Genomic DNA, 21944 nt, shown 5'->3' on the forward strand with positions numbered 1-21944 from the left:
ACCCGCCCACCGCCGGAATGCGTGGCGTCGGGACGCCTGTCCCTGTACAGTCACGCCACCGTGACTGCCCCCGCTGCGCGACCACTCGTCGCAACCCTCGCGTTTGTCGCGGCCGCCCTCGGAGCGGTGACGCGGGCGCAGGCGCCGGCGCCCGCCTTCACCGCGCACACGATTGCGACCGGCCTGTCCGAGGGCTACCAGGTGGTGGTCGCCGACCTCAATCGCGATGCCAGGCCCGACATCGTCGTCGTCGACAGCGGCAGCACGCGCGTGCAGTGGTACGAGAACCCCGAATGGACGCCGCACGTGCTGGTCGCCGGTGTCAGCGACCCGATCAACGCCGCGGCGTCGGACGTCGATGGCGACGGCATCCCGGAGATCGCCCTGGCCCACGGCTTCGCGATGGCGTACGCGAGCAGCCCGGGCATCGTCTCGATTCTCACGCACGGCGACGACCCGCGCGCGCCGTGGACGGCCCGCGAGATCGACCGCGTGCCGACGGCGCACCGGCTGCGCTTTGCCGATCTCGACGGCACGGGACGGAAGGTGCTCGTGAACGCTCCGCTCATCGGCCCGGGCGCCGTCGCGCCGGAGTACCGGGGCCGGATGCCGCTCGTGATGTATCACCCCGGCAACTGGGCACGCGAGGTGATCGACGAGGAGGAGCAGGGCGTGGTGCACGGCATCACGCCGGTCACCTTCAGCGGCGACGATCGGGAGTCGCTGCTGACGGCCGGCTTCCTCGGCGTCCACGCGAGGCGCGTCGCGGGCGGCCAATGGATGCGCACGCGTCTCGCGGCCGGCGACCCGGCGCCCTGGCCGAAGAGCGGCGCCAGCGAGGTGGTCGTGGCGCGCCTCGGCGGCGAGGACGTGGTCGGCACCATCGAGCCCTGGCACGGCAACCAGGTGGTCGTCTACCGCCGGCGCGGAGCGACATGGGCGCGCACGGTCGTCGACGACAGCGTGAAGGACGGCCACACGATGGTCGCCGGCGACGTCGACGGCGACGGGCGCGACGAGCTGCTCGTGGGCGAGCGCCAGGGACGGCGCAGCGTCTACCTGTATCGCGCCTCGTCCGGACGGGGTAACGCTTGGACGCGGCAGTTGCTCGACGACCGCGGCATGGCGGCCGCCGGGTGCGCCATGGCCGACCTCAACGGCGACGGACGCGTCGACGTCGTGTGCGTCGGCACCGCCACGGCGAACCTCAAGTGGTACGAGAACCGGCCCGGGTCGTCCGGCCGCTGAGCCACGCCTGGGGGACGCACGCCCGGCCGGCCGTGACCGGGGGGCGTCCCGGCGACGACTGCACCGGCGGGACACCCCCTCGACCACTCGCGTCAGCGAACGCTCACGGGTTGACGACGACCGTGCCGCCCGACGCCGTGCAGTTGTTCGACTCGTCCTGCTCGCTCACCTTCTTGACGTCGTCAGCACAAGCGAGGACGAAGTAGGTGCCCGGGACGGCCGCGAGCGGCACGGTGACGACCTTGCTGCCGGCCGACGACGCGCCGGGCGCGAGCGCCACCACCGAACGGGTGCCCGACAGGAGCACGTCGTAGGCGGACCACGTCGCGTCGAGCGAGAGGTAGTAGCGGGTCGTGGACGCCGCTGCAGGTCCCTGACCCTGGTTGGTGACCGTGTCGGCCAGCGTCATCTTCTGCCCGAGCCTGATCGTTGTGGCGACGGGTCCCACCTGCGAGACCACGAGATCGGGACGGTCCACCAGAACGGTGCCGGCAGAGACGGCGCAGTTGTTGGCCTCGTTGGCCTCGGGGACCTTGCCCTGGGCGTCCGCGCAGGCGATCAGCCGGTACGTGCCGACCGGCGTCGTCGCCGGGACGGTGACCGACCGGGAGCCCGTGGACGCCTGATCGGGGGCGAGGGCCGCGACGCTGCGTGAACCGGCGAGCAGGAGGTCGGCGGCGTCCTTCACGCCATCGGTCGACAGGTAGTAGCGGGTGACCGACGCTCCGGACGTGACCGTCGCGACGTTCTGGGTCGTGTCGCTCGCGGTGAACTTCATCCCCGGCGCGATGGCCGACGGCGGCTCACCGACGACGGTGACGCGCAGGTCGGCCAACCGCACCTCCACCGGCGTCGGCGACGCGGTGCAGTTGTTGCCTTCGTTGCTCTCGCCGACGACTCGCGCGTCGTCGGCGCACGCCAGCTGCCAGTAGGTTCCCACCGCCATCGCCGACGGCACGGTGACCGTCGTCGGGCCAGTGGACGCCTCGCCGCTCGTCAGGTACGCCACGGCCCGCTGGCCGCCGAGGCGCACGTCGCCCTTGCCGAGCGTCGTGTCGGCCGACAGGTAGAAGCGCGTCGTGGACGCCGCTGCAGCCGAGGCGCCGGCGTTCGTGGTGGTGTCGGTCACCAGGTACGTGCTGCCGGGCGAGACGAGGGCTGGCGGCGCGCTCGCGGCGCTGACGCGCAGGTCGACGCCGCTCACGGCGAAGGTGGCCGTCACGTCCTGCGCGCCGTTCATCGTCAGCGCGCAGTCGACCGTGCCGGTACAGGCACCGCTCCAGCCGGTGAACACGCTTCCGGGGTCGGGGAGGGCCACCAGCGTGACCGCACTCGCCTCGGCCACGTCGGCCTGGCAGGTGGCGCCGCAGTCGATGCCGCTGCCGGTGACGCGGCCGCTCCCGGCGCCCGCCTTCTGCACCGTGAGCCGCGCGGTCGTGGGCGCCGCGCCAGCGACGTACAACGAGTACGTGCGCGACACCGCTGCCCCGAGCGCGTCGGTCACGTCGACGGTGATGTCGAACGTGCCGCCCTGGGTCGGCGAGCCGGACAGGACGCCTGGCCGCTCGAGTCCCGTCTGCGGGTCGACGTACGTGCCGAGCGACAGTCCCTGCGGCAGCGGATCACCAGAGAGCGTGATGGTGTACGGCGCCGTCCCGCCGACCACGACGGTGCGCGGCAGGTAAGGCTCCGTCGTGTCGCCGTCCTGCAGGTGATCCACGAGGCCCAGCGGCGCCTCGGCCGCGAACCCGGCCATCTGCGCGCCGATGTACTCGCCGACGACGACGCGTTCCTCACAGTTGACGAAGTACGGGTCGCCGTTGGCGTCGGTGACCTGGACGGCGGTGCCGATCCCGTGGCGGTAGTTCGGGTCGGCCGGGTCGCTCGCCGGGTTCGCGTCCGAACACATCGCCTCGCCGGTCTCGCCGTCCAGGGTGTCGAGGCCGGCCGCGTACTTGTAGAACTCGTAACGGCGCGTCACCTGCTCGGCGCCGTCGCCCATGTCGTCGGGCAGGCCTTCGAGCGCGTCGTTCTTGCCGCCGCCAGGGCTGGTCTGCAGCAGCTTCCACTCGCTCTCGACCTCGTCGGGTTCCTGGTTCTGCCACTCGGCCTTGCCGTCGCCGTCCTTGTCGGCCGACACCAGGTCGGCCAGCGCCACCGGGTTCGCCCTGTGCGTCTTGGTCTTGATGACCTTCACCCAGACGGGCTCGCCCCAGGCCTTGTTGTTGGCCGCCGGGACGGGCGGCGCGGGGATGACGGCCACGACTGCCGCGGGCTTGTTGTCGACCGGCGGCGCGTAGCTCCAGGAGGGCGTCGCGACGCCCACCGGGGCGCCGGCGTACGCCAGGCCGCCCGCGTGGTCGTCGACCAGCCACCGGTACTTCACGGTGGTCGGCGTGCCGTAGTAGCCGAGGCCGAAGTGCTCGCAGCCTTCGTTGACCGACGTGTCGGTGCAGGTGTGACCACTCGGAGGCGTGAGGGTCGGGATGGCGGGATTGGTGAAGCTGCCGTTGGCGCCCCAGCTGCCGTCGGGGTTCTTCGTGCTCTCGTAGCGGACGAAGACCTTCGGGTGGGCCGGATCGCTGTTGTCCTCGCGGATCCTCGGCGCGCCGTAGTGGTTCCAGTCGAACGTGTACGTGATGTCGGTGCTGCGGATGTCGTGGATCTCGATCTCGAACCCGTGGCAGACGCCGCCGGTGTCGTTGATCGTGTCGAAGTTGTTCAGGTCGCCGATCACCGTCTGTGCGCCGGCGACGGAGGCCGCGAGGGAGAGCAGTGCCGAGGCGACGAACCGTGTGAGCGTACGCATGCGAGAAACCTCCGCCCTCGCACAAGCCGACGCACCGCGCCGGAGATCTCGTCCGAAAGCCGTCCCTGCAATCTACGCGTCGCAGATGAGCGCTCGATGAGATGATCGCGACGCCCGCCTGCCGGAATTCCGGCAGTTGCTTACGCGTTTCCGCATCCTCGTGCTCGAGCGGAACCGAAACCTGACCGGGTCCTGACCGAGACACGACGCCATCCACACAGGCGATCGCTATACCAGGCCGACATCTTCAGTTGCGCCTGCCCGGGCAACGGCGACCTGCGCGACGACACGACGCGCGGCGCACGCGCGCTGATCGGCGCGCCGCTCACCATCGACTTCGCCACGCCGATCCGGGCGTTCGGCCTGTACTGGGGCAGCCCCGACCGCGGCAACACGATGACGCTGTTCGACGGCGCATCGCCGGTCTTTACCGCGACGGGATCCGATGTGGGGCCGCTCGTCGGCTTCGGGCATCCCGGCGCGGGCTACGTCACCGTGGTCGCAGGTCAGGGCGAGCGCTTCACCCGCGTCGTCCTGTCGTCGACCGATTACCCGTTCGAGACCGACAATCACGCCTACGTGCCCGCCGTGCCGGAACCGTCGGCGCTCCTCCTGCTCGCGGCCGGGCTCGGCGCATGGCGGCGACCACGCCGTCCCGCAGCCTGGCGCCACTGACGCGAAAGCGGATCGCGCGTCACCACACTCCGAGGGCCGGGCGTCGTGAACGTCGGCGTCCGGGCCTCGGCGCTGGACGCCGGGCATCCCGCGTTCGGCGTTCGGCGTTCGGCGTTCCATCTGTTACCGTCGCGACATGGCGACGCGGCCAGGTGCCTGGCGACGAGGAAGGGTCGTGGTGCCGGCGCTGCTGGGCACGGTCCTGGCCGGCGTGTCGCTGGTCGCCTGGATGAGGGCGCCGCAGGCCAGTGCGGGCCCGTGCGACGTGGCGATGGGGCCGGCCTCCCTGCCCGACGTCTCCGAGACGAGCGGCCTGGCCGTCGGCCGGCGCCAGCCGGTGATCTGGACCCACAACGACTCGGGACACGCCACCGACCTGTTCGCGCTCGACGAAGCGGGCCGCGAGGTCGGGCGGGTGCGCGTGCCCGTCGAGACGCGCGACTTCGAGGACGTGTCGGCGGGCCGCTGCGCGGCGGGTGACTGCCTGTACGTGGCCGACATCGGCGACAACGCCCGTCGACGCCCGCGCGTGGTGCTGCACCGCCTGCCGGAGCCGGGCGCGGGCACCACGCACACCGCCGCCCTGGAGACGTTCGTCCTCACCTACCCCGACGGGCCGCACAACGCCGAGGGCCTGTTCGTCCTCGGCGAGGAGGCCTTCCTGGTCACCAAGGACCGCCGCGGCACGGTCTATCGCACGGGCCCCCTGCCGGCCGGCGGCGGCGCCATCACGATGCAGCGGGTGGGTGACCTGGGACTCGAGGTGGTGACCGATGCCGAGGCCTCCACCGACGGACGGACCGTGATCGTGCGCACTCCCGACGTGGCCACCCTGCATCGCGCGGCCGACGTCGTTGCCGGACGCCTGGCGCCCTACCTGACGATCCCGCTGCTGGGTCTCCGGGAGCCGCAGGGCGAGGGCGTGGCCATGCGCGGTGACGCCATCTACCTGTCGAGCGAGGGGCGCATCGGCGGCGACGGCCGACTGCTGCGCCTCCGCTGCCGGCTGCCGGCGCCCTGACCCTCAGGGCCGCGGCTGCGCCAGGGCCGCGGCCAGCGAGGCGCCCTTCGCCTCGGTGAACGCGCCGGTCTCGCGCCACAACACCTGTCCCGCGCGCTCGACGACGAACACGTGGATCGTGTCCTCGGTGGTGATGCCGAGCGACGTCTTGAAGGGCGCCTTGTCGAGGTACAGCGTCACCGTGCGCTCGCGCGCCTTGACGTCGGGGATGCCACCACGCATGCCACGGTTGATCGTCCACTGCAACAGGCGGATCAACGGCCCGATGGTCGGCACCTCGTAGTACTCCGTGTCGGGGATGCGGCCGACCGTGCCCTTGACGAACGGCACCCAGCTGTCGACCTGCGCCTGCTGCTCCCGCTTGAACGCGACGAAGACGACGTTGCGCGTGCCGGCGAAGTCCCTGGGCAGCGTCATCGGGCGACCCTCGAGGTTCTTGCTGGTGACGGTCGGGAAGCGCGCGCCGTCGGCCAACGCCAGCGCCAACGCGAGGGTCAGGAAGGTGGTCGCGACGGGCACGTCCGAAGTCTAGCCCAGCCGATGTGTAAGGACGCGAGGTCGACATCGCCGTGGCGGCGTGCGCGCTCGTCGACGACGCGGCCCTGTGGACGCTCAATCCTGCCGACTTCCGCGACCTGCCCGGATTGCGCCTGGCCTGACGGCAGGCCGGCCCGGATCACGCGTGGCCGTAGAATGGCCGCCGATGCACCCCCTCCTCCATCGACTCGGCGGCCTGGCCAAGGTGCAGGTGGCGCGCCTGCGCCGCCGCCCGGTCACCGACGAGTACGAGACGGGCGCCCCCTCCCCACAGCGCGCGCTCGACCTCTACGCCGGTGAATGGGCCTCGCGCCTGCCGGAGCCGCTGTCGGGCCTCACGGCAGGGCGCATCCCGCTCTTCGAGGACTCTCGCCTGCGGTGGGGCCTCGAGCGCCTCGGGGGCGTGCAGGGTGCCCACGTGCTCGAACTCGGACCGCTCGAGGGCGGGCACACGTGGCTGCTCGAGCAGCAGGGCGCCGCGCGCATCACGGCAATCGAGGCCAACCGGCGCGCCTACCTGAAGTGCCTCGTCATGAAGGAAGTGGTGGGGACGACGCGCGCCCGCTTCCTGCTGGGCGACTTCGTGGCCTTCCTCCGCGAGTCGCCGGAGGCACGCTTCGACGTCGGCGTCGCCTCCGGCGTGCTGTACCACATGCACGAACCGGTCGAGCTGCTGGCGCGGCTCGCGCGCGCCTGCGAACGACTGTTCATCTGGACCCACCACCACGATGCCGCCTTCGTGGCGAAGCGGCCGGAAGTGGCGGCGCGGTTCCGGGCGCCGGAAGTGCGCACCGTCGAGGGCTTCACGCACACGCTGCACCCACACTGGTACCAGGCGGCCCGCTTCACGCCCGGCTTCTGCGGCAGCGGCGAGACCCACCCGCGCTGGATGACGCGCGACGACATCGTCGGCGCCCTGCGCCACTTCGGCCACGACCGCGTCGAGGTCGGCTCGAAGAGCCCACGCACCCGCACGGTCCGGCGATGGCGCTGGTGTCCTTCCGCGGGTCGGCAGAGCGCCCCTGACCGAGACCGACGACGAGCGCGAGGCGGGACCTATCGTGATGCGGTGGCGAGTTGCGCGAGGATCGCCCGCGTCTCGGCGACGCGCCGCTCCATGCCGGCGCGATACCTCGACATCTGTTCGTTGACCGCCGTGCCCGGCTGGTCCAGCGCGGCCTCGATCTCGCGCAGGTACTGCTCGGACAGTTCGAGGTACCTGCCCCTGGTCGCGGGGTTGGCGAACCCCTGGCCGTTGGCGCGGACGTAGACCGGCGTCGTGTGCGCGACCTGCGTCGGACCACCCCTGGCGCGCGCGGCCACCCACAGTCCGTGCGCGCCGACCCGCAGGTCGTGCGTGAGGCGCAGGCGCTCGGCCGACTGCCCGGGCTCGCCGGCCGACACGGCCTTCACGACCTGACCGTGCACGACAAGCTCGAGGTCGCGCAGCGGCACGTCGACGGCGTGCCCGCGCGCCTCGACGACGATGCGCAGCGTGTCGCCGTCCTTGCGCTCGAGCGTCGTGCCCGGCCACGCGTCGTCCACGCGCAGGTCGAGCATCGGGCCTGTCGTCACGAACGTGCGCCCGGCCTTGACCCCGCGCATCCAGGTCTCGAAGGTCAGCGGCCCGTCGACGTGCGTGTAGAAGCGGGCGTCGCCGATGTGCGGGCCTTCGTCCTCCTCGGCCCCGAACGCCTTGTTGCGGCCGCACCACGGGAAGTCGGAGCCGGCGAGCGCGGTGATCGGGAACCCGAGGTCCAGGAAATGGTAGTAGTGCGTCGTGATGAGCGGGCCGGCGGGCGCGCAGAACTGCAGGAGCTCGAGGAAGTCGATCTTGCGCTGCAGCGCGTCGAGCGTCATGCCGCGGTAGCCGTGGAACGTGATCGCCTGGTGCGCGTAGCCGGTGATGCCGCCCAGCGCGTGGACGCGGTCGAACGTGCGGTCGTAGCCGTAGTAGGCATCGACGGGACGCACGCGCACGCGCTCGGCGGCGCCGAGCGAGATGGTGTGCCCGATCTCGGGTGTCCGCGGGTCTTCCTGTCCCGGTGAGATCAGCCGCCCGCCCTCCTGGTAACGTCCCTCGGCGCCGAACGCGTACTGGGTGAAGTAGTTGGTGTGGAAGTCGCCCATCTGCAGCAGGTTGCCGACGTGGATGTCCTCGGCGGCAAGCCACCGCTGCACCAGCGGGTTCTCGCGGGGCGAGCGGCGCAGGTGGATGTGATCGTCGGACGAGTACCAGCCGCGCCCTGGCATGTCGATCCACCGGCGCAGCTCGTAGCGTTCCTTCCTGCTGCGGCCAGCCGACACGGTCAGGCGATGCTGCTGCCGCACGAACTCGTAGCCCTTCGTCAGCGTGATGACGTAGTCGCCCGGTGGAAGCGCCACGTCGAACGGCGCATCCACGTAGAACGCCCCGTCCGGCTGGGTGGCGTAGCCCTGCGCGCTGTCGTCGTGCCCCCACATGATCGCGAGCGCCTCACGAGGCACGCCGAGCGCCTCGCCGGGCATGGCCAGCGCCCCGAGCGGTGCCTTGCTGATCGGCTTGCCGGAGGCGTCGGTGATGCGCACGCGCACGGGCGTCGGCGCGGACGCGCCGGCCTCGACCACGGTGACGCGCAGCGTTCCGTTGGTGGCTGCGGCGGCGGTGTAGAGGTACAGCGCCGCGAGCACGATTCCCGAGGCGATCGGCAGCACGGCATGGGCGCGCGCGCGGACGGAGTCGTGCGCGGAACCGGACAGGGACGTCATGAGAGGCGCTCCACGAACCACACGAAGGCGAGTCCGAGCACGAGCACGGACGTGGACTGCACGAGGGGGCGGTGCCAGCGCGACCTGGCGGCCAGCACGACGAGTGGCGCGGCGAGCACGATCGCCGCGAGCTGGCCGATCTCCACGCCCGCGTTGAACGCGAGGACCGCCGTGATCCACGCCCGGGCCGGCAGGCCGATCACGTCGAGCGTGCCGGCGAACCCGAGCCCGTGCACCAGGCCGAACACGAACGCCGCCGGCCAGCGCCTGCTCGACGGCAGCGGCAGGCCGTCCGGGCGCACCGCGTGGCTGTCCAGCAGGTTCTCGATCGCGACGTAGGCGATGCTCAACGCAATCGCCGGCTCCACGAAACCGGCGGGCGGCGTGATGATCCGCATCGCGCCCAGCACCAGGGTGAGGCTGTGCGCCGCCGTGAAGGCCGACACCAGGCCGACGCGCGCGCGCCAGGAGGCGCTCGGCACGAGCAGGCAGGCCAGGAACACGAGATGATCGTACCCGGTGAGGATGTGCGCGATGCCGAGGCGCACCATCGCCAGCACGCCCGACGGCGGCGCGCTCGCGTCGTCGGCACGTCGCACCAGCCGTTCGCTCGCCGTGGCCGTGAGGACGAAGGATTCGCCGCGACCGTGCCGCTCGATTCGCGTCACGACGGCGTGCGAGTCGTCGGTGACGCGGTGGAACGTCGATCGCAGTACCACGGCGCCCGAACCGGAGAGTCGATGCGCGACCTGAAGCTCGATCAGGCCGGACGCGAGCATGCGAGCGCCGAGGACTCGCGCCTCGGCCGGCACACCGCCCTCGATGACGAGGAAGTGATTCCTCACGGCCTCGTCGAGCGCGCCGAGCCGGTCGACGCCCAGCTCGCCGGCCGAACGCGGCAGCCCGGGTGCGAGGCGCACGGCGTCCTCGAACGGCAGGAGCACCACGGCGTGGCCGCCGGCCGCGTCGAGGACGACCCGCCAGAACGCGGTGGAGCCCGCGTGGCCGACGGCAGGCGAGGCGTGCAGGAGCACGAGCCACGCGAGCAGGGCTCGCGCGCCCCACGCGCGCAGGACGGTCGGCGACATGCGACGCATGGTAGCGCGGTGCGTGGACTGCCCGCGGGTGCTACGCTCCGGCGCATGCGCTTCCCTGCCTCGTCGATGGCGCACGGCCTGGTCGTGCCGCGGCTGCGCGTGGTGCTGGTCGTCGTGCTGGCCCTCCTGGCACGCCAGGCCGCCGCGCAACGCGTGCCTGCGGCGGCGCCGGACTCGGTCGTGCTGCTGGCGCCCGACCGTGTGTTCACCGGCACGGAGGATCAGGCACACGCCGGATGGGTCGTGCTCGTGCGTGGCGACCGGATCGCGGCCGTGGGCCCTCGCGATCGGGTCGACGTGCCGACGGGCACGCGGCGGATCGACCTGCCCGGCGCCACGCTCCTGCCCGGCTTCATCGAGGGACACACGCACCTGTTCCTCCACCCGTACGACGAGACGTCCTGGAACGATCAGGTGCTGAAGGAGTCGCTGAGCCTGCGGACGGCGCGCGCGGTGAACCATGCCGGCAACACGCTGCGCGCCGGATTCACCACGGCGCGCGACCTCGGCACCGAGGGGGCGGGTTACGCCGACCACGGCCTTCGCCAGGCAATCGAGCAGGGAATCATCCCGGGGCCGCGGCTGCTCATCGCGTCGAAGGCGATCGTGGCGACCGGCAGCTACGGGCCGGCCGGCTACGCGAGTGAATGGGACGTGCCGCAGGGTGCGCAGCAGGCAGACGGCGCGGAGGGCCTGGCGCGCGCGGCACGCGAGCAGATCGGTCACGGCGCCGACTGGATCAAGGTGTATGCGGACTACCGCTGGGGGCCGTCCGGCGAGGCGCGCCCGACGTTCAGCGAGGCAGAGCTGCGCACGCTCGTCGAGGTCGCGGCCTCGAGCGGCAGGAAGGTCGCGGCGCACGCCGCCACGGCGGAGGGCATGCTGCGCGCGGTGCGCGCCGGCGTGGCGACGATCGAGCACGGCGACGCCGGCACGCCCGAGATCTGGAAGCTGATGGCCGAGCGACAGGTGGGCTACTGCCCGACGCTCGGCGCCGTCGAGGCCACGGCACGCCATGCGGGCTGGACGCCAGGCCAGCCGCCCACGCCAAGGATGACGCAGAAGCATGCCGCCCTGCGGGCGGCGATCGCCGCAGGCGTGCCGATCTGCGTCGGCGGCGACACCGGCGTGTTCGCGCATGGGGACAACGCGTGGGAGATGGAACTGCTCGCTGCGGCCGGCATGCCACCGGCCGCCGTGCTCCGCGCCGCGACGAGCGTCAACGCGCGCCTGCTCGGGATGAGCGATCGCGTGGGGACGATCGCCGGCGGGATGCTCGCCGACCTGGTGGCCGTGGAGGGCGACCCGTTGCAGGTCATCGGCGCCGTGCGCCGCGTGCGCCTCGTGATGCAGGCCGGCCGCATCGTCGACCGGCAAAGGTAGCGCGCGATGCCGCCAAGGGGGCGCGATGCGCCTCGCCAGGGGTAGGGCGCGATGCGTCTCGCCAAGGGTAGGGCGCGATGTCCCATCGCGCCGTTATCCAGCGAACAGCCTCAGAAGCTCCAGTCGACTTGCGGCCGCATGCCCCTGGTGCACACCCACACGGTCGCGCGGGCGTCCTTGACGAGCCGCCCGCCGGGCATCAGCCGCGCCATGTCGGCTTCGGTGAACGGCTGCCCGCGGAGATGGAAGGCCGACAGCAGGTCGCCGTCGGGATGCGCGATCACCACGCGCTCGGTGGTCGCCTCGTCGGTCTCGATCACCAACCGGGTCGACTGCTTCTCGCGCCGGAGCGAGGTGACCCGGCCCGTGTAGCTGGTGAGCTCGTTCCTGTCGCAGGTCACGAACGGCGGCGGCGCGAGCCGGCCCTGTGCGCCGACGAGCGTCGTCGCAAGCAGCACGAGGGCCGGAATCGCATGACGCATGGCCTACTTGCCGAGCCGGTAGTTGGTGAACATCGTCTCCATGCGGGTGCCCTGGCCCGTCGAGAACGTGTTCATGCACGCATCGTCGGTGTAGTCCATGAAGTTGGTGATCGGGTCCTGGCCCGGGTACCTGGTGCCCGAGCAGGAGTCGCGGCCCACCGGGCAGCCATAGGCCGGGCTGCGTTCGGCCGGGGTGTCGCTCACGCTGTCGTTGGTCTTGGAGCAGCCGCCCTGGAACGTGTGGTACAGGCCCATCCAATGGCCGACCTCGTGCGTCCCGGTGTCGCCCTGGTTGTAGGGCGCCGCCGTCCCGCCGGGGACGCTCGAGAACAGGATCACGACGCCATCATCGGTGGGATTCCTGGCGTACGACGACGGAAACGTGGCCCAGCCGAGCAGTCCGCCGCCCATGTTGTTGGAGTAGATGTTCAGGTCGTCGGCCGTGCCCTGCCGGAGGGCGGCCTTCATCTGGTCCTCTGCCGTCGTGCCCGGCTCCGCGGTGTACCACGACGCATTGGTGGTGCGATCGACCGCCACCAGCTTGAACACCCACCCGTATCCCCCATACGCCGCGTTCAGCACGTCGATCTGCGACGAGATCTGCGAGTCCGGGATGTTTCCCTGCGACAGGCTCGTCCCGTTGTTGATCACGTGCCAGTACACGTTGATCGTGCCGCCCCTGAGGGCCGACGCGCCGCCGGAGCCCTTCGCGAGTTCGAGCAGGAACTCCTCCTCGTCCCGGTTGGACGACTTGAACTTCTCGGCGCCGCACTTGAAGTTCTCGACGAAGTACCGCTGGCTGGGGTACGTGACGCCCCGGAACGTCCACGGCAGCGTCGACTCGAACGCCTCACGCGCCTCGGCGGCGACGCGCGCCTGCTCGGCGGCCTGGTCGGCAGGCTGTGCCGTCGCGAACGTCGACACGCACACGGCGGCCGCGGAAAGGAAGGACACCACACGCAGCTTCATGGACTGCCTTTCGAAGAGGTTGGAAGCCCGAGTTTAGGTCTACCCACAGTCGGGGTCAACGCGGAGGTCGACGGGCCGCGGCACGGGCGGCCCGTCGTCGTGGACTCAGGCGCCGGGCGCCCGATACTTGACGGTGGTGGCGACTGCCTCGTCGACGTCCTTGGGCGTCACCAGCGGCACCATCTCGGTGGTCACCACGCCTGTGGCGTTGATCGTCAACGTCAGCGCCAGGGCGGCGTTGGGATCGGGCAGGTCGACGATCACGTAGGCGTCGGCCTCCCCGTACGCGAAGTAGAACGCCTCCACCTTGCCGCCCAGCGCCTTGACCGCCTTGGTGACGGCCGCCTGGCGCGAGGTCCCGCCGTCCTTCAGCAGGCCCTTCATGCCCTCCGCGTTGTACTTCGCCTTCGTGAGGTACTTGGCCATCGAGCCTCCTGGCGTCATTGGCCGGGCATGGCCCGGCCGTCCGGCATACCGGTACGACCTGACGAACGACATGTATCGGCAGGAATGGCTGAGTATAGGCCCGTTGGCGTCGCGTGCTTGAGGTGGACGTCGTCCTGCACCAGAATCCCGCATGCCCATTCCCGCAGTCCGCGCCCTCTTCGCGCTGGTCGCCCTGCTGCTCGCCACGGCGATCGCGCAGGCGCAACCGACGTACGACCTGCTGCTGAAGGGCGGCCACGTCATCGACCCGCGCAACGGCATCGACGGCCCGATGGACGTCGCCGTCACGGGCGGTCGCATCGCGGCGGTGCGCGCCGGCATCGATCCCGGCGCCGCCAGGCAGGTGGTGGACGTCGCCGGCCTCTACGTCACGCCCGGCCTCATCGACATCCACGTGCACGTGTTCGCGACCACCGGCGTGAAGGGCGCCTGGGCTGGCGACAACAGCGTGCTGCCGGACGGCTTCTCCTTCCGCACCGGCGTCACGACGATGGTCGACGCCGGGAGCTCCGGCTGGCGCAACTTCGAGGATTTCCGACGCACGGTCATCGACCGCGCCAGCACGCGCGTGCTCGCGATGCTCAACATCGCCGGCTTCGGCATGCTCACCGACGTGCCCGAGCAGAACGTGCACGACATGGACGCCAGGGCGACCGCCGACATGGCGCTGCGCCACAAGGACGTGGTCGTCGGCATCAAGTCGGCGCACTACCAGGGGCCCGAATGGATCTCGGTGGATCGCGCCATCGAGGCCGGCACGGCCGCCAACGTGCCGGTGATGGTGGACTTCGGCTACTTCCGCGAGGAACGCCCGTACCACCAGCTCGTGACGACGCGCCTGCGGCCCGGCGACATCACCACGCACATGTTCCGCGGGCCGGTGCCCTACATCGGCGCCGACGGCGCCGTGCTCGCGTACCTCAAGCGCGCCCGGGGGCGCGGCGTGGTGTTCGACGTCGGCCACGGCGGCGGCAGCTTCGTGTTCCGCACGATGGTGCCGGCCGTGGCGCAGGGCTTCTACCCCGACACGATCTCCACCGACCTGCACACCGGCAGCATGAACGCCGGCATGCAGGACATGCTGACGACGATGTCGAAGTTCCTGGTCGCGGGGATGCCGCTCGCGCAGGTGATTCGCGCCTCGACCGACGCGCCGGCGAAGGTGATCAAGCGCCCCGGGCTCGGGCACCTGTCGGTGGGCGCCGAGGCCGACATCGCGGTGCTGCGCGTGATGGAGGGACGGTTCGGGTACGCCGACGGCGCGCGTGGCACGATGACGGGCGACAAGCGGCTGCTGTGCGAGCTGACGCTGCGCGAGGGACGGGTGGCGTGGGACTGGAACGCGCGGACGGGCACCGACTACCGCAAGCTGCCGCCGACCTACGGCGTGCGCGACGTCGATCGGGTGATCGTGCCGTAGATGCGTGGCGATCGGGTACGGCGGGGTGTCCCACTCCGCCGTCGGCGTCGGCAGGTGTAGACGTCGGCCTTGGCCGACGCCTGGGCGCGTCGTCACTGACCGTCGCCCGAGGGCGACGGCTACAGGCTCTGCTCTGGACCGATCACGCGCCGTAGGCGGCGAGCACGCGTTCGAGCCTGGACCGCACCTGCGCCACGAGCTCGCCGAACCCTTCCTGGGTCATGCCGAGGCGCTCGAGCGAGGCCGGCGACACCTGCAGGTCGGCATCGGTCGGCGCGTAGCCGGTGCCGGCCTGCTTGGCGGCGATGTTGGCCACGTGCACGGCGTCCGCGATGATGTCGTGGGCCAGGTCCGGCGTGTGGTGGTGGATGATGCCCGTCACCAGCCGGTCAGGCAGGCTCCAGTGCTGCGCGATGAGCCCGCCCAGCTCGCCGTGGTGCACCTGCAGCACCTCGGTCTCGGCGCGCAGGCTCGAGAGGCCGCCTCGCTCGCGCCCCTCGGCAAGCACGCGCTGCACCTCGGGGTCGAGGAAGCGCGCCATCACCAGCTTGCCGACGTCGTGCAGCAGCGCGGCGGCGTAGGTCTCCACCGGCAGCGTTGCCTGGCAGAAACCCTGCGCCGACTCGGCGGCGAGCGCCGCAGCCACCGAATGGCGCCAGAGCTCCCCTTCCGACAACCCGAACTCCGGGACGCCCTGCTTCAGCCGCTTCTGCACGCCCACCGCCGTCGCCAGCGACAGCAGCGTCCGGATACCGAGCCGCACGACCGCGTCGCGCACGGTCACGATCGGCACCGCGGTGGCGCTGGCGGCGGAGTTGGCCGCCCGCAACAGCCGGAGCGTGAGCGCCTGATCCAGGCGCACCACCTCCTCGATCTCCTGCAGCGTCCAGTGTTCTCCGGCGGTGATCGCGGCCAGCCGGGTGACACTTTGAGGCAAGGCCTCGATGTCGTTGGCCGCGCGCGTCAGCGCCTTGATGTCGATCATTGTCGTTGCTCCGCGCGCCCTCGTCCCGGGGCACGCGCCTCCATTATCAAGCCTGGGCTTACCCGAGCAACCGCACCACCGCATCGACGATGGTGGATGCCTCGTCGGCGCTCGCAAGGCGGTCGACCCACGACCGGTCGCCCGGCAGCCGCGACCAGGCCCGCTCGGCCACCGCCCGCTCGTGCACGAGCCGCATCGGCAACGTCGGATCGACGGTGGACGCACCCGCGTCGGCGCGGTGGAGCGTGTCGAGCTCACGGCGCAGCTGCTGCGGATCCACCATGGACACCGGCGTGGCGCAGTGCGCGCAGGCCAGTGGGCCCGACAGGTCGACGGGCGCCCCGCAGTTCACGCAGTTGACCTGCGCGATGCGGGCGCGGACCTCCTCGATCTCTGGCGCGGTCAGTTCCCGCACCAGGTGCTTCTCGCGCAGGAAGTGGTATGCGGTGATGAACCGCCCGTGGCCGGCGGGACAGCGCCGGTACGAGAACCTCGTCGCGCGCTGCTGATCCTGGACGTCGAGCAGGGTCTGGCGGCAACGCGGGCAGGCCGATCGCGCCTGGATACCCCGTTCCGGCCGTAGCGTGAGTTGCTCGAGCAAGGAGAGCGTGGCGCCGGGGCTGAGGCGCTGGCTCTCGCCGTGGTCGAACCAGAGGCCGCCGCAGTGCCGGCACACGTCGACCTGCACCACCCGGCCGTAGTGAGCCGGCAGGCCCACCGCCTCCATGGCATGCCCACACCCTGGGCACATCGCCGTTCTGGCCACCGCGGACACCGCCACGGATCTGGAATCGGCAGAAGCGGCTCGGGGGTTACCGCGACCGACTTACGGCTCAGGGCTCAGGGCTGAGGACGAGGGACGAAGGGCGAAGGGCACGGAGGTCAGAGGCGGGGGTCGAGGCGACGACGGGCCTCGCGGACCATCGCCTCGGCCTCGTCGGGGGTCGCCGCGGTAGCGGTGAGGTGCCCCATCTTCCTGCCGGGTCGCGCCTCCGACTTGCCGTACAGGTGCAGCTTCACGTTCGGCATCGCCAGCGCCGACGCCCACGCCGGCTCGCCGTGCGCCCACTCGTGCCCCAGCAGGTTGGCCATCGCCGCCGCCGGAGCGTGTCCCGCGGTGCTGCCGAGCGGCAAGCCGCACACCGTGCGCACCTGCTGCTCGAACTGGCAGGTGACGTGCGCGTCGATGGTGAGGTGCCCCGAGTTGTGGGGACGCGGCGCGAGCTCGTTGACGATCACCTCGCCGTCGCGCGTCACGAACATCTCCACGCACAGCACGCCGACGACGTCGAGCGCCTCGCACGCCGCGCGCGCCACCGACACGGCCCTGGCCGCCGTCGCCTCGGGCACCCGGGCGGGCCACACCGACACGTCGAGGATGTGGTCGCGATGCGCGTTCTCGATCGCTCCGTAGTCCACCATCGCGCCCGTCGCGTCGCGCGCCACCACCACCGACACCTCGCACGCGAAGTCCACCACGCCCTCGAGCACCGCCGGCTGCCAGCCCAGGCGGGCCCAGGCCGAGGCGGCCTGGTCGGCGCTCGGGATGCGGACCTGGCCCTTGCCGTCGTAGCCGAAGCTCGCCGTCTTGATGATCGCCGGGACGCCGATGCGCTCGACACCGGCGTGCAGGTCGACCGACTGCTGCACGACCGCGAACGGCGCCACCGGAATGCCTGCCCCCGACAGGAACTGCTTCTCGCGCACGCGGTGCTGCGTCGTGTGCAGCACCTGCCCCGACGGACGGACGATCGTACCGGTCCCGAGGGCCTCGACGGTGCGCGACGGCACGTTCTCGAACTCGAAGGTGACCGCCGACACGTCGCGCGCGAACGCCGCAACGGCCTGCAGGTCGTCGTAGGAGGCGGTGACCTCGTGATCGGCCACCTGTCCGGTCGGCGAGTCCTGATCGGGCGAGTAGGTGTGGACGCGGTAGCCGAGCCGACGCGCCGCAATCGCGAACATGCGGCCGAGTTGCCCGCTGCCGAGCACGCCGATCGTCGCGCCGGGAAGGATCGGCGCGGTCACGCGAGCGGCTCGCTCCGCACGAGGCGGTCCTGCTCGTCGCGGAATGCCTGCAGGCGCGCCCGCAGGTCGGGCCGCTGCACCGCCAGCATCGACACGGCGAACAGCCCCGCGTTCTTCGCCCCGGCAACGCCGATCGCCATCGTCGCGACCGGCACGCCGCCGGGCATCTGGACGATCGAGAGCAGCGAATCGAGGCCGTTCAGCGCCCGGCTCTGCACCGGCACGCCGACCACCGGGACCACCGTCTGCGCGGCGACCATGCCGGGCAGGTGCGCCGCCCCTCCCGCGCCGGCGATGATCACCTCGATCCCGCGCGACGCCGCCTCGTGCGCGTACTCGCGCATCAGCTCGGGCGTGCGGTGCGCCGACACCACGCGGGCCTCGAAGGGCACGCCGAACTGCCCGAGCACGTCGGCCGCGTGCTTCATCGTGTCCCAGTCGGACTTGCTGCCCATGATGACGCCGACGAGCGGCGGAGTCTCGGTCATCGCTCAGGCAGTATAGTCAGCCACGCTCACGAAAGGAGCCTGTCCCGTGTCCGCCTACGTCATCGTCGAAGTCACCGTCACCAACCCCGAGCCGTACGCCGGCTACCGCGATCTCGCCACGGCCAGCGTCGCCCGCCATGGCGGGCGGTTCCTCGTCCGGGGCGGGCAGACGACCACCCTCGAGGGCGGATGGCAGCCCGAGCGCTTCGTGGTGATCGAATTCCCCTCGGTCGAGGCGGCCAGGGCCTTCTACTACTCGGACGACTACCAGGAGGCACTGAAGGTGCGGCTCGCCAACTCGACGGGCCGCGCGTTCATCGTCGAGGGGGTCGCGCCCCCGGCTTGACGGCGGCCGGCGCGGGGGCCGTCGGGGTCGTACCGTCGAGGGCCTGGCGCGCGACGAGGCGCAACGACGAGGCCACCTGTGGCGCGGCGGCGAGCACCTGCAGCGTCCCGGGATCGGTCCTGGCCAGTTCGGCCGGGCTCATGACCAGCGCCTTGAGGCGATCCACCGGTACGCCGCGGTCGGCGGCTTGCCGAGAGAGCGCGGCAAAGCGCGGCGTCCTCTCGAAGGCCTCGATCTTCCGCATGCAGTCGGGGAACTTCGCCGACGCCTTGCGGTAGTACTCCAGGTTGGCGACGAAGATGTCGGCAGAGCCGGTGGTCTCGGCCATCGCCGCCTGCGCCTCGAGGTTCTTGCCGAACGCCTCGCCGTTGCCCGCCGCAAACAGCGCCATCGTCCAGCGGATGCGGTCCATGACGACGTCGGGCACGCGCATGGCGACGCTATCGTCGCGCGACACGTCGATGAACTCGGTGACGGTGGCCTGGTAGGGCACCGCCTCGAAGTACAGGCGCACGCGCTTGCCGGGAATCACCTTGAAGGCGAAGAGGTCGCCGCCGCTCTCGCGGTCGTGCGGCTGCGCCGCGGTGCCGTCGTCGTACTCGGCGGTGACGCGCGCCTGCCAGTCGCGAGGCGGGCCGGCGGCCACGTGGTCCGAGCCGGCGACGCGGCCATAGAGCACGGCGCTGGCCACCGACCCACCCGGTCGCGCGCCCGGCACCTGATCGCGGCACCCGGCGAGCAGGACGACGAGCGCCGCCGACACCAGCACGACATGTCCGAGCCTCATCGCTCCATCTCCTTCCACGTCGTCAACCTGAATGCCGGCTCCGGGGTCGTGCCGCCGGCGTGTCCCCCGGTCCCGCGCACGCAGGCCACGACGACCACCGGCGCCTGCACGTCCTCGGGAAAGACCCACTTGCGCACGAGCGTCCGTCGCGACTGCGACACGGCCGCGGCCTCGCGCCCGCCACGCATCGCGACGCTGGCCTCCTCGATCTCGATGTCGCCGACCGCGACCAGCTGGATCTCGCGGGCCCGCGGCCCCGCGGCCACCGGCCACGGGCCGGTCGTCTCGAGCCGGTAGAGGGCGCGGGAGTGCTGCGCATCCGCGGCGCACCACGGCACGCCCTGCACCTGCGTCCAGGTGAACTGCACGGTGATCTCGCGCGTCGGGCGCAGCGCCGACGTCGGGCCGGCGGTCTCCGGCACGGCGACCACCGCGCCGTCGGCAGGGCGGAACCAGAGGTACGGCACGGCGGCGAGCGCCACGGCCACCAGCGCCGCGGCCGCGAACGTCAGCCGGCGGCGGGGCGCACGCGGCGGCGCGGGCAGCGATTCGGGAGCAGGCGGTGCCGCGGCGTTCGGCCGGGCAGGCGCCTCGGGCGACTCACCGGGCGGCGCGGGGAACGTCGCGGCAGGAAGCGCGCGCGTGATGGCGTCGAACGGCACGCCCTGGTTGGCGAGCCCCTCGGCCGACCCGCGATGCAGCGCGACGAGCTCGAGCTGCGCGGTGAAGCACGGCGAACCGGACGAGCCCGGCTCGGTGTCCACGCGATACCGCAGGCGTGTCGGCTCGCGGCTGTCGAACCGTCCCGAGGCCAGCTTCAGTGCGTCGCCCTGCGGGTGCTGGATGACGAAGATCGTCTCGTCGGCCTCCAGCTCGCGCCACGCCGGCGTGACCCACCCGCGCGGCGGCGCATCCGGCGTCCCGCCCGCCGGCTGCAAGCCCGCGGCGCTGGCCAACCGGAGCAGCGCGAAGTCGAGGTCGGCCACCGGGCTGCTCGCGACGAGCCACGCGGGCGCGAGCGCGAAGGTCTCGCCCTCGCGCAGCCGTGAGCCGTCGGGCGAGAGCTTGAAGTCGAACCGGGCGACGATCGGCGGCGCGTCGTGATCGGCCAACGCCTCGATCACGTGCCGGTTGGTCATCACCAGGTCAGGACCGACGAGGAATCCCGTGCCGAGTGCCCGCCAGGCCGGCGCCTCGATGCGGCACACGGCCAGCTCGGCCTGCCCCAGCCGTGCCCGCCACTGCGCGATGTCGGAGAAGCCGGCGCGGAACACGCGCTTCTCGAGGTCGGGCTCGTCGGGCAGCGTCGGCGCGAGGCGGACCCGCTCGGCGAAGGTGCGGAGCGCCGAGTCGAGGGGCCGCGCGTCGCGGGCCTCGACCACGGTGCGCTCGAAGGCGAGCAGGTGCGGATTGCCCGGCACCTCGACGCGCGCGCCGTTGACCAGCGCGTCGAGGCGCCCCTGGGCCTCGGCCCAGGCGATCAGCCGGAAGATCACGTCGTCGAGCGCGCCCTCGCCGGCGATCACGGCGAGGTGCTCGTCGAGGTGGAACTCCACGAGGCGCTCGAGGGCCGTCGCGCGCGGGAACGCGTGACGGAGCGCCGCGTGCAGCGCCTTCTTCTGCCGGCCGTCGAGTTCGTACACGTCGTCTCAGGTGAACAGCAGCCGCCGCTTGTTGGCGTTGCTCCCCTCGAGCTGCGGGTGCTGCGGGTAGTCGCCGATCAGGCTGGTGATGCGCGAATGGAGCCGATTGTACGTGAGCGTGGACGGCGCCTCGCGGATCGCCTTCAGCGCGTAGTACGTCATGGCGCCGTGGTAGGTGCCGTCGATGTTGGCGTCGTAGGAGTACTCCTTGTCGGTGCAGCCGGTCAGCAGCACCTCCTTCATCGACGCCTCCGTGTAGCCGCCGGGACGGTTGGGCCTGGCCTTCCACGGGTTCTGGAGCACCTTCCCGCCGCGCAGCGCCGGGCTCAGGAAGCGCACGCGGCGGTCATCGGGCGTCCGCAGCCCCGGGATGATCTCCGAGACGGGGGCACGCGTGGCGGTGCCGGAGAAGCAATTGTCGAGCACGACGGTGAGCGACACGCCGGTCGCGAGGTTCGCGAAGAGCTTGCGCAGGTCGTCGTCGGCGATGTCGTTGTCGGCGATGTCGTACGGGCAGAGGATCTCGTCGTACTTCTCCTCGTCGCCGTCGGTGTCGGCCTTGTAGGAGCCGTGCGACGAATTGGTGAACACGAGCACGTCGCCGGCCTTGGCGCCCGTCAGCAGCTTCTCGATGCCTTCGAGGATCGCCTTCCGGGTCGCGTCCTTGTCCACCAGGAGCGTCACGTCCTTGAAGCCGTACAGCTCCTTCAGCGTCGCCGCCCAGGCGGTGGCGTCGTTGACGCAGCCGTTGAGGTCCGAGCCGTCGTACGGGTAGTCGTTGATGCCGACACAGAATGCGCGCTTGGCCATGTTTCACCTCGAACGGTAGGG

20 protein-coding genes and 1 pseudogene are annotated in these 21944 nt (G+C 71.6%); 7 read left to right on the forward strand and 14 right to left on the reverse strand.

Annotation, left to right across the window (positions count from 1 at the left end; translation table 11 throughout):
* Positions 1-60: 60 nt before the first annotated feature.
* Positions 61-1248, forward strand: a complete 1188-nt coding sequence (locus TBR22_RS25535) for a VCBS repeat-containing protein (RefSeq protein ID WP_239490672.1) — start codon at positions 61-63, stop codon at positions 1246-1248.
* 103 nt (positions 1249-1351) lie between these two features.
* Here the strand turns inward: TBR22_RS25535 and TBR22_RS25540 are convergent, their stop codons facing one another.
* Positions 1352-4057 (reverse strand): CARDB domain-containing protein, encoded by a 2706-nt coding sequence (locus TBR22_RS25540; protein ID WP_239490673.1) that lies wholly within the window; start codon positions 4055-4057, stop codon positions 1352-1354.
* Positions 4058-4453: 396 nt separating this feature from the next.
* On the opposite strand from TBR22_RS25540, the gene TBR22_RS25545 reads away from it, so the two are divergent.
* Both TBR22_RS25545 and TBR22_RS25550 read left to right on the forward strand, forming a co-directional pair.
* The gene (locus TBR22_RS25545) at positions 4454-4732 is read left to right on the forward strand and encodes a PEP-CTERM sorting domain-containing protein (protein WP_239490674.1); all 279 of its coding nucleotides are present in this window, start codon (positions 4454-4456) and stop codon (positions 4730-4732) included.
* Positions 4733-4910: 178 nt separating this feature from the next.
* Positions 4911-5753 carry a hypothetical protein gene (locus tag TBR22_RS25550; protein WP_239490675.1) on the forward strand — a complete coding sequence of 281 codons (843 nt, stop codon included), beginning with the start codon at positions 4911-4913 and terminating at the stop codon, positions 5751-5753.
* Positions 5754-5756: 3 nt separating this feature from the next.
* Here the strand turns inward: TBR22_RS25550 and TBR22_RS25555 are convergent, their stop codons facing one another.
* Entirely contained in the window at positions 5757-6272 is a 516-nt protein-coding gene (locus tag TBR22_RS25555) for a hypothetical protein (protein WP_239490676.1), read from the reverse strand.
* A gap of 184 nt (positions 6273-6456) precedes the next feature.
* Here TBR22_RS25555 and TBR22_RS25560 point away from each other — a divergent pair.
* Positions 6457-6927 (forward strand): annotated as a pseudogene (locus TBR22_RS25560) (class I SAM-dependent methyltransferase); the annotation flags it as partial.
* A gap of 419 nt (positions 6928-7346) precedes the next feature.
* Here the strand turns inward: TBR22_RS25560 and TBR22_RS25565 are convergent.
* A complete protein-coding gene (locus TBR22_RS25565) occupies positions 7347-9038 on the reverse strand; it encodes a CehA/McbA family metallohydrolase (RefSeq protein WP_239490677.1) in 1692 nt (563 codons plus the stop codon).
* Positions 9035-10126: a HupE/UreJ family protein gene (locus TBR22_RS25570; RefSeq protein WP_239490678.1), complete on the reverse strand. Its 1092-nt coding sequence runs from the start codon at positions 10124-10126 to the stop codon at positions 9035-9037. Before TBR22_RS25570 ends, TBR22_RS25565 begins: the two co-directional genes overlap by 4 nt.
* A gap of 54 nt (positions 10127-10180) precedes the next feature.
* On the opposite strand from TBR22_RS25570, the gene TBR22_RS25575 reads away from it, so the two are divergent.
* The gene (locus tag TBR22_RS25575) at positions 10181-11518 is read left to right on the forward strand and encodes an amidohydrolase family protein (protein WP_239490679.1); all 1338 of its coding nucleotides are present in this window, start codon (positions 10181-10183) and stop codon (positions 11516-11518) included.
* Between the two features lie 110 nt (positions 11519-11628).
* Here the strand turns inward: TBR22_RS25575 and TBR22_RS25580 are convergent, their stop codons facing one another.
* The 3 genes from TBR22_RS25580 to TBR22_RS25590 form a co-directional block, all read right to left on the reverse strand.
* Entirely contained in the window at positions 11629-12000 is a 372-nt protein-coding gene (locus TBR22_RS25580; protein ID WP_239490680.1) for a hypothetical protein, read from the reverse strand.
* Between the two features lie 3 nt (positions 12001-12003).
* Positions 12004-12969 (reverse strand): zinc metalloprotease, encoded by a 966-nt coding sequence (locus TBR22_RS25585; protein WP_239490681.1) that lies wholly within the window; start codon positions 12967-12969, stop codon positions 12004-12006.
* A 105-nt stretch (positions 12970-13074) separates the two neighbouring features.
* Complete coding sequence (locus TBR22_RS25590) at positions 13075-13395, reverse strand: GYD domain-containing protein (RefSeq protein WP_239490682.1); 321 nt, start codon at positions 13393-13395, stop codon at positions 13075-13077.
* A 151-nt stretch (positions 13396-13546) separates the two neighbouring features.
* Here TBR22_RS25590 and TBR22_RS25595 point away from each other — a divergent pair, with 151 nt between their 5' ends.
* A complete protein-coding gene (locus tag TBR22_RS25595) occupies positions 13547-14836 on the forward strand; it encodes an amidohydrolase/deacetylase family metallohydrolase (RefSeq protein WP_239490683.1) in 1290 nt (429 codons plus the stop codon).
* Positions 14837-14978: 142 nt separating this feature from the next.
* On the opposite strand, the gene TBR22_RS25600 is transcribed toward TBR22_RS25595, so the two are convergent.
* The 4 genes from TBR22_RS25600 to purE form a co-directional block, all read right to left on the reverse strand.
* On the reverse strand, positions 14979-15821 hold the full coding sequence (locus tag TBR22_RS25600; RefSeq protein WP_239490684.1) for an HDOD domain-containing protein: 843 nt from the start codon (positions 15819-15821) through the stop codon (positions 14979-14981).
* A 58-nt stretch (positions 15822-15879) separates the two neighbouring features.
* Positions 15880-16539, reverse strand: a complete 660-nt coding sequence (locus TBR22_RS25605) for a zf-TFIIB domain-containing protein (protein WP_239490685.1) — start codon at positions 16537-16539, stop codon at positions 15880-15882.
* 164 nt (positions 16540-16703) lie between these two features.
* The gene (locus TBR22_RS25610; RefSeq protein ID WP_239490686.1) at positions 16704-17849 is read right to left on the reverse strand and encodes a 5-(carboxyamino)imidazole ribonucleotide synthase; all 1146 of its coding nucleotides are present in this window, start codon (positions 17847-17849) and stop codon (positions 16704-16706) included.
* Positions 17846-18337, reverse strand: coding sequence for a 5-(carboxyamino)imidazole ribonucleotide mutase (gene purE, locus TBR22_RS25615; RefSeq protein ID WP_239490687.1), 492 nt, complete (start codon positions 18335-18337; stop codon positions 17846-17848). The genes TBR22_RS25610 and purE overlap by 4 nt, the downstream gene beginning before the upstream one ends.
* 46 nt (positions 18338-18383) lie before the next feature.
* Between purE and TBR22_RS25620 the strand changes: the two genes are divergently transcribed.
* Positions 18384-18683 (forward strand): DUF1330 domain-containing protein, encoded by a 300-nt coding sequence (locus tag TBR22_RS25620; RefSeq protein WP_239490688.1) that lies wholly within the window; start codon positions 18384-18386, stop codon positions 18681-18683.
* Here TBR22_RS25620 and TBR22_RS25625 read toward each other — a convergent pair.
* Genes TBR22_RS25625 through TBR22_RS25635 form a run of 3 tightly spaced genes read right to left on the reverse strand, consistent with a single transcriptional unit; the run spans position 18652 to position 21923 of the window.
* The gene (locus TBR22_RS25625) at positions 18652-19470 is read right to left on the reverse strand and encodes a hypothetical protein (protein ID WP_239490689.1); all 819 of its coding nucleotides are present in this window, start codon (positions 19468-19470) and stop codon (positions 18652-18654) included. The two genes, TBR22_RS25620 and TBR22_RS25625, sit on opposite strands and share 32 nt — an antisense overlap.
* Entirely contained in the window at positions 19467-21113 is a 1647-nt protein-coding gene (locus tag TBR22_RS25630; RefSeq protein ID WP_239490690.1) for an effector-associated domain EAD1-containing protein, read from the reverse strand. The genes TBR22_RS25625 and TBR22_RS25630 overlap by 4 nt, the downstream gene beginning before the upstream one ends.
* Before the next feature lie 6 nt (positions 21114-21119).
* A complete protein-coding gene (locus TBR22_RS25635) occupies positions 21120-21923 on the reverse strand; it encodes a caspase family protein (RefSeq protein ID WP_239490691.1) in 804 nt (267 codons plus the stop codon).
* Positions 21924-21944 lie beyond the last annotated feature (21 nt).

It is taken from the genome of Luteitalea sp. TBR-22 (genome assembly GCF_016865485.1).
GTDB lineage: Bacteria > Acidobacteriota > Vicinamibacteria > Vicinamibacterales > Vicinamibacteraceae > Luteitalea.

Coding starts and splice junctions, on each gene's coding strand:
- TBR22_RS25575 (WP_239490679.1), top strand. CDS start 10,181: ATGCGCTTCCCTGCCTCGTCGATGGCGCACGGCCTGGTCGTGCCGCGG.
- TBR22_RS25600 (WP_239490684.1), bottom strand. CDS start 15,821: ATGATCGACATCAAGGCGCTGACGCGCGCGGCCAACGACATCGAGGCC.
- TBR22_RS25625 (WP_239490689.1), bottom strand. CDS start 19,470: ATGAGGCTCGGACATGTCGTGCTGGTGTCGGCGGCGCTCGTCGTCCTG.
- TBR22_RS25585 (WP_239490681.1), bottom strand. CDS start 12,969: ATGAAGCTGCGTGTGGTGTCCTTCCTTTCCGCGGCCGCCGTGTGCGTG.
- TBR22_RS25635 (WP_239490691.1), bottom strand. CDS start 21,923: ATGGCCAAGCGCGCATTCTGTGTCGGCATCAACGACTACCCGTACGAC.
- TBR22_RS25545 (WP_239490674.1), top strand. CDS start 4,454: ATGACGCTGTTCGACGGCGCATCGCCGGTCTTTACCGCGACGGGATCC.
- TBR22_RS25580 (WP_239490680.1), bottom strand. CDS start 12,000: ATGCGTCATGCGATTCCGGCCCTCGTGCTGCTTGCGACGACGCTCGTC.
- TBR22_RS25590 (WP_239490682.1), bottom strand. CDS start 13,395: ATGGCCAAGTACCTCACGAAGGCGAAGTACAACGCGGAGGGCATGAAG.
- TBR22_RS25565 (WP_239490677.1), bottom strand. CDS start 9,038: ATGACGTCCCTGTCCGGTTCCGCGCACGACTCCGTCCGCGCGCGCGCC.
- TBR22_RS25595 (WP_239490683.1), top strand. CDS start 13,547: ATGCCCATTCCCGCAGTCCGCGCCCTCTTCGCGCTGGTCGCCCTGCTG.
- TBR22_RS25570 (WP_239490678.1), bottom strand. CDS start 10,126: ATGTCGCCGACCGTCCTGCGCGCGTGGGGCGCGCGAGCCCTGCTCGCG.
- TBR22_RS25540 (WP_239490673.1), bottom strand. CDS start 4,057: ATGCGTACGCTCACACGGTTCGTCGCCTCGGCACTGCTCTCCCTCGCG.
- purE (WP_239490687.1), bottom strand. CDS start 18,337: ATGACCGAGACTCCGCCGCTCGTCGGCGTCATCATGGGCAGCAAGTCC.